This window comes from Kocuria sp. SM24M-10 (assembly GCF_001027955.1).
Taxonomy (GTDB): domain Bacteria; phylum Actinomycetota; class Actinomycetes; order Actinomycetales; family Micrococcaceae; genus Kocuria; species Kocuria oceani.
Genome location: NZ_LDNX01000156.1, coordinates 1 through 5,735 on the forward strand (window position 1 = coordinate 1; position 5,735 = coordinate 5,735).

At 69.6% G+C, this 5,735-nt stretch carries 4 protein-coding genes, 1 tRNA gene and 2 pseudogenes; 4 read left to right on the forward strand and 3 right to left on the reverse strand.

Features of this window, described 5'->3' with window-relative positions:
- The coding region (locus ABL57_RS18545) for an ISL3 family transposase (RefSeq protein WP_047804967.1) at window positions 1-594 on the forward strand (594 nt) is incomplete at its 5' end.
- Window positions 595-1,034: 440 nt separating this feature from the next.
- Here the strand turns inward: ABL57_RS18545 and ABL57_RS18550 are convergent.
- Together ABL57_RS18550 and glgA are read right to left on the reverse strand one after the other, a co-directional pair.
- Window positions 1,035-1,120 (reverse strand) — tRNA-Leu (locus ABL57_RS18550).
- Window positions 1,121-1,247: 127 nt separating this feature from the next.
- On the reverse strand, window positions 1,248-2,441 hold the full coding sequence (glgA, locus tag ABL57_RS18555) for a glycogen synthase (protein WP_047804968.1): 1,194 nt from the start codon (window positions 2,439-2,441) through the stop codon (window positions 1,248-1,250).
- A 210-nt stretch (window positions 2,442-2,651) separates the two neighbouring features.
- On the opposite strand from glgA, the gene glgC reads away from it, so the two are divergent.
- Window positions 2,652-3,896: a glucose-1-phosphate adenylyltransferase gene (gene glgC / locus ABL57_RS18560; RefSeq protein WP_047804969.1), complete on the forward strand. Its 1,245-nt coding sequence runs from the start codon at window positions 2,652-2,654 to the stop codon at window positions 3,894-3,896.
- Window positions 3,897-4,182: 286 nt separating this feature from the next.
- Here the strand turns inward: glgC and ABL57_RS22580 are convergent, their stop codons facing one another.
- Window positions 4,183-4,395: a hypothetical protein gene (locus tag ABL57_RS22580; protein WP_047804970.1), complete on the reverse strand. Its 213-nt coding sequence runs from the start codon at window positions 4,393-4,395 to the stop codon at window positions 4,183-4,185.
- Here ABL57_RS22580 and ABL57_RS21510 point away from each other — a divergent pair.
- Together ABL57_RS21510 and ABL57_RS22065 are read left to right on the forward strand one after the other, a co-directional pair.
- A pseudogene (locus ABL57_RS21510) lies at window positions 4,327-4,845 on the forward strand (transposase); the annotation flags it as partial. The gene ABL57_RS22580 and the pseudogene ABL57_RS21510 sit on opposite strands and share 69 nt — an antisense overlap.
- A 518-nt stretch (window positions 4,846-5,363) precedes the next feature.
- Window positions 5,364-5,735 (forward strand): annotated as a pseudogene (locus tag ABL57_RS22065) (hypothetical protein); the annotation flags it as partial.

Consider the following 5,735-nt stretch of genomic DNA (forward strand, 5'->3'; position numbering starts at 1 on the left):
GCGATCCGCGACGAGCTCCCTGAGGCGATCACCGTCCTGGACGCCTTCCATGTCGTGAAGCTCGGTGGGCAGGTCGTCGACGAGGTGCGCCGCAGGGTGCAGCAGGACACCTTGGGCCACCGCGGGCGTTCCGGAGACCCGCTCTACGGCATCCGCCGGACTCTGCAGATCGGTGCCGAGCACCTCACCGCCAAGCAGATCACCCGGCTGAACGCGAAGCTGGCGGCCGGGGACCCGCACCACGAGGTCACCCTCGCCTGGCACTGCTACCAGAAGCTGCGCGCCGTCTACCACGCCCGTCCCGAGCACGGACGCCGGCTCGTCGCCGAGATCCTTGCCTTGTTCCCGACCTGCCCGATTCCAGAGGTCGCCCGGCTGGGCCGCACGCTGCGGAGGTGGCGGTCGGCGATCCTGTCCTACTTCGACACCGACGGGGCATCCAACGGCCCCACAGAGGCGATCAACGGCGTCATCGAGACGATGCGCAGGGTCGCCCGCGGCTTCCGGAACTTCGAGAACTACCGGCTTCGCGCCCTGCTTGCCGCCGGCGGCCACCGGACGTGGCGGAAAGCACCGACCCATGCTCATCTGTGAAGGGCCTGATTTCCGACCGCTGTCGTCGATGCCGTCGACAGCAGGGCCTGGGCGGACTGCGCGTCTCGAGCGCCGCCTCCAGGGCGTTGTACCAGGACGCGACGTCGGCGCGGGTGAGCCCGTCGACCGGCCGGGCTCCGAGAGCCGGCATGATGTGCTTGGCTGCCCCCGGAGAACTCGCCGCCAGTTCCGGGCTCGACGCCGGTCAGCTGCTCGATGTCCCCCGTGGGAACGTCGCGAGCCGTCGGGGACTGCGACCGCAGCTCGGCCGCCGCTCTGACAGCCAGCCGGGCACCGCCCCAGGCCCAGGTCGTCGACCCGTCCTGGCGCATACGCTCTCCGAGGGTTGCCCCGAGGACGACATCAGCCCCGCCGTCAACAGGACTCGTTCTCCTGTCGACGACGGGGCTGTCGTCTCCGGCCGGTCGGGCCGATTCCTGTGCGCGAGGGGGGACTTGAACCCCCACCCTCTAATACGAGGACTAGCACCTCAAGCTAGCGCGTCTGCCTATTCCGCCACCCGCGCGAGTGGATCCAGGAGGAACATCGCGCCGTTTCCGGCCGTTCTTTCCTGAACGCAACAGGAAATAATCTACCACAGGCTGGCCCGCAGTTCACATCGGAGCCGGCGGCGCCGAAGCCGCCCGAGCGGCTCACAGCACGGAGCGGTAGACCTCCACGGTCCGCTCGGCGATGGACTCCCAGGAGAAGTGCTGCTCGGCGCGGCGGCGGCCGGCCGCGCCCATCTCCCGGGCCCGGGCCGGGTCGGTGACCACGTCGGTGAGGGCGGCGGCGAAGTCGGCCACGAACTTCTCCGGGTCCAGGGGTGTGCCGGTGCCGTCCTGGACCTGCTCCAGCGGCACCAGCCGGCCGGTCTCGCCCTCGACGACGACCTCCGGGATGCCGCCTGTGGCCGAGGCGACCACGGCGGTGCCGCAGGCCATGGCCTCGAGGTTGACGATGCCCAGCGGCTCGTAGACCGAGGGGCAGGCGAAGGCCGTGGCCCCGGAGAGGATCTGCACGATCTCCCGGCGCGGCAACATCTTCTCGATGAGCACCACACCGGAGCGGGTGGCCTTGAGCTCGTCGATCAGCGCGTTGACCTCGGCCCCGAGCTCCGGGGTGTCCGCCGCGCCGGCGCACAGCACGAGCTGGACGTCGTCGGGCAGCTGGGCGGCGGCGCGCAACAGGAAGGGGACGCCCTTCTGCCGGGTCACCCGGCCCACGAAGGCCACCGAGGGCTTGGCGGGATCGATGCCGTAGGACTCGAGGACGTCGGTGCCCTCGTCCGGGACCCACTGGCTGACGTCGATGCCGTTGTGCACGGTCCGCACGCGCTCGGGGTCGACCTCGGGGTAGGAGCGCAGGATGTCGTCGCGCATCCCGTCGGAGACGGCGATGATCGCGGCGGCGGCCTCGTAGGCGGTCTTCTCCACGAAGGAGGACACCGCGTAGCCGCCCCCGAGCTGCTCGGCCTTCCACGGGCGCAGGGGCTCGAGCGAGTGCGCGGAGAGCACGTGCGGGATCCCGTACATCAGCGACGCCAGGTGCCCGCCCATGTTGGCGTACCAGGTGTGCGAGTGGACCAGGTCCGCGCCGGCGATGTCGTCGATCATGGCGAGGTCGACGCCGAGGGTCTGGATCGCGGCGTTGGCGCCGCTGAGGTCAGCGGGCACCGGATAGGCCTGCACCTCCACGCCGTTGACCCGCGGCTCGCGCGGGGCACCGAAGCACCGCACCCTCAGGTCGACCAGCGGGGCCAGGACCCGCGAGAGCTCGGACACGTGGACTCCGGCGCCGCCGTAGATCTCGGGCGGGAACTCCTTGGACAAGATATCGACTCGCACGGTCCCGAGCGTACTGCAGGATCGCGGCGTTGCCACGGGTACGCCACCGTGGGACGCCGACATCCCCAGTTCTGATGACACATCGGCACGGCTGTGTCCGGGATCGCACGGCATTCCGCGTGTTAAGACACAATGAAGGCGCCTGTCGAGTGGTTCCGCACCGCGAGGCGGAGAGGCTGCCCGTTGCCGTCGAAGTCAGAGAGGTCCGCAATGCCCCACCGTAAGAAGGTACTCGCCATCGTCCTGGCCGGAGGCGAGGGCAAACGCCTCATGCCGCTGACTGAGGACCGCGCCAAGCCCGCGGTGCCCTTCGGGGGCAGCTACCGGCTCATCGACTTCGCCCTGTCCAACATCGTGAACTCGGGCTACCTGCAGGTCGTGGTGCTCACCCAGTACAAATCCCACTCCCTGGACCAGCACGTCTCCCAGACCTGGCGGCTGTCCACCCAGCTGGGCAACTACGTGGCCACCGTGCCCGCGCAGCAGCGCCGCGGCAAGGATTGGTTCCTGGGGTCGGCCAACGCGATCTTCCAGTCGCTGAACCTCGTCGACGACGCCCGCCCGGACATCGTGGTGGTCGTCGGCGCCGACCACGTCTACCGGATGGACTTCTCCGCGATGGTCGACTTCCACGTGAAGTCGGGCGCCCGAGCCACGGTGGCCGGCGTGCGCCAGCCCATGGAGATGGTCACATCCTTCGGGGTGATCGAGACCGACCCGCAGGACGTCACGAAGATCACCCGGTTCGTGGAGAAGCCGGAGAGCACCGCGCCCCTGCCGGACGACCCCAACGCCTTCCTGGCCTCGATGGGCAACTACGTCTTCGACACCGACGCCCTCGTCGAGGCGCTGCGTGCGGACGAGGGCAAGGAGGACACCGCGCACGACATGGGCGGGGACATCATGCCGTGGTTCGCGGACCGCGGTGAGGCCGCCGTCTACGACTTCACGCACAACGACGTGCCCGGCTCCACGGACCGGGACCGCCAGTACTGGCGCGACGTCGGCACCCTGGACTCCTACTACGACTCGCACATGGACCTCATCCGCCCGCTGCCGGTCTTCAACCTCTACAACTACGCGTGGCCGATCTACACGCACGAGCTGCAGGCCCCGCCGGCCAAGCTCGTGCGCGGCCCGCACGGGGAAGGCGGACTGACCACCGACTCGATCCTCTCCGCCGGGGTGCTGGTCACCGGCGGCCGGGTCTCCGAGTCGGTGCTCTCCCCCAAGGTGCTCGTGCACAACGACGCCACGGTCAACCAGTCCGTCCTGCTGCCCAACGTTCAGGTGGGCGAGGGCGCGGTGGTCGAGCGGTGCATCCTCGACAAGAACGTGGTGGTGCCCCCGGGCGTGCAGGTGGGCGTGGACCGCGAGCTCGACCGCTCGCGGGGCCTGACGGTCACGCCGTCCGGGCTCACGGTCGCCCCGAAGAACTTCCGCTTCGAGCAGTAAGCACCCCTCCGACGCCGCCGTCCACTTCCACATGTGGACGGCGGCGTTTCTGCATCCTTCCCGGTGCCATCTGCCGGCCTTGCGACGCGCTCCTGCGTGCCGCTGTGCCATCCCCCCGTTACGTTCTCCGTGGCTCCTCCGTCCGTGCTGATGAAGGAGTGCTGCCCGGCGGTCCTCGGCATGATCGTGTGCACCCAGTCGTCGATGATCCGGGGGATGTTGTCACCGAGAACCGGTCCGGTGGTCGCGGATCGCTGACAGAGGCACGACCTTCTTCTTGAGGGACCTACACAACGCGGATGCCGAGCGTGACCAGCACCCAGCCGGCGAGCACATGCCATGGGTCCACGTCGAGGAGGAAGCCGCCATGGAAGAGCTCCGTCCGGCCGTGTTCATCGGCCTCGACGCCGGCAGGTCCGATCACCATGCCGTGGCCGGCACCGAGGCCGCCGCCACCGTCGCCCCGATCCTCGCCGGGCAGCTGGTCGCCTGGATCCACCAGCGCGCCACGGTGCCCGCCCAGGTCGAGGCCCGTCCTCTTTCCGCGGCCCGACCTCGATGCCCGGCATCGGCGTCAGGACCGCCGCGAGGATCCTCACCGAGGTCGTCGGCAAGGACTTCGCTGATGCCGGGCACCTGGCCTCCTACGCCGGGATCGTCCCTGCCGCCAGACCGACGGGAACCTCGATCCGCGGGGAGCACGCACCTCGCGGTGGGAACAAGCGGCCGAGGCGGGCGCTGTTCCTCTCGGCCTTCGCCTCGTTGCACCACACCCCGTCACGGGCCTACTACGACCGGAAACGAGCCCCGGGCGAACGCCACCACCAAGCGATCATCGCCTTTGACCCGCCGCCGGACCGACGTGCTCTTCGCCATGCTGCGCCACGGCGCTCTCTACCGAGACCCCACCGAGCCACAGGCTCCGTCACCGGTAGCCCTGGCCGCTTGACGAAAACCATAGAGGCACCCCCCCAAGGGCCGACCCGACGGCCACAGTTAGGGGGACGCTCGGGTACGGCCCCGCCTCGACCGGCATCGACCGGTGCGTGTCAGGGAACCGGCCGGCGTCCGACGCCGGCGGTCGGGCCTGCAACATGCGTCGACCGGTCCCTGCTGCGTCGACCGGTCCCTGCTGCGGGGACCGGGGCATCTCCGGGAGGGGACAACGCCCTCCTCTCCGCACTGGCTTCCACGCGGTGACCGGCGACGATGTCGGGACGTCGACCTCAGGGGGCGACCTCGTCGCGGGGGCCTCCCCACCCGCAGCGATGTTCCTCCTCGCCGGTTCGGGGATCGTGAGTCCGCTTTCCGAACCGTCGACGGACGGCAGAGGCGGTGCGCGGTCCTCGTTGCTGAGTCCTGCAGGCCGTCACAGGTCCGTCACAGGAAGTGGGGACGCGCGTACAAGGACGATTTACATACGTTAATCCTTGCTAGCTTGTTCACACCATGGGGGATGGACCAATCATGAAATCCAACATCGCACGCGCGCTGCTCGTCGCTCCGACGGCGACCGCACTGACTTTTTCCGGATTCAGCGGCGCCTTCGCGCAGGAACTCCAGGGCTCTGCGGAGTCGGTCGCCGAAGTACCGGTGAGCATCACCGCATCGGCGGCGCCGGAGCTCGCCGCCGTCTCCGCCGCACCACAGCCGGGGGGCAAGGGCAATCAGGGCGGCAATGGCAACGGCAACGGTCGGGGACAGGGGTCGACCCCGGGCAGTGGCACCGTTGAGGCACCCGTCGTGCCGGTGACGCCCGTCGCCGAGCAGCCCACCCTGCCGGTGACGCCCGTCGCCGAGCAGCCCACCCTGCCGGTGACGCCCGTCGCCGAGCAGCCC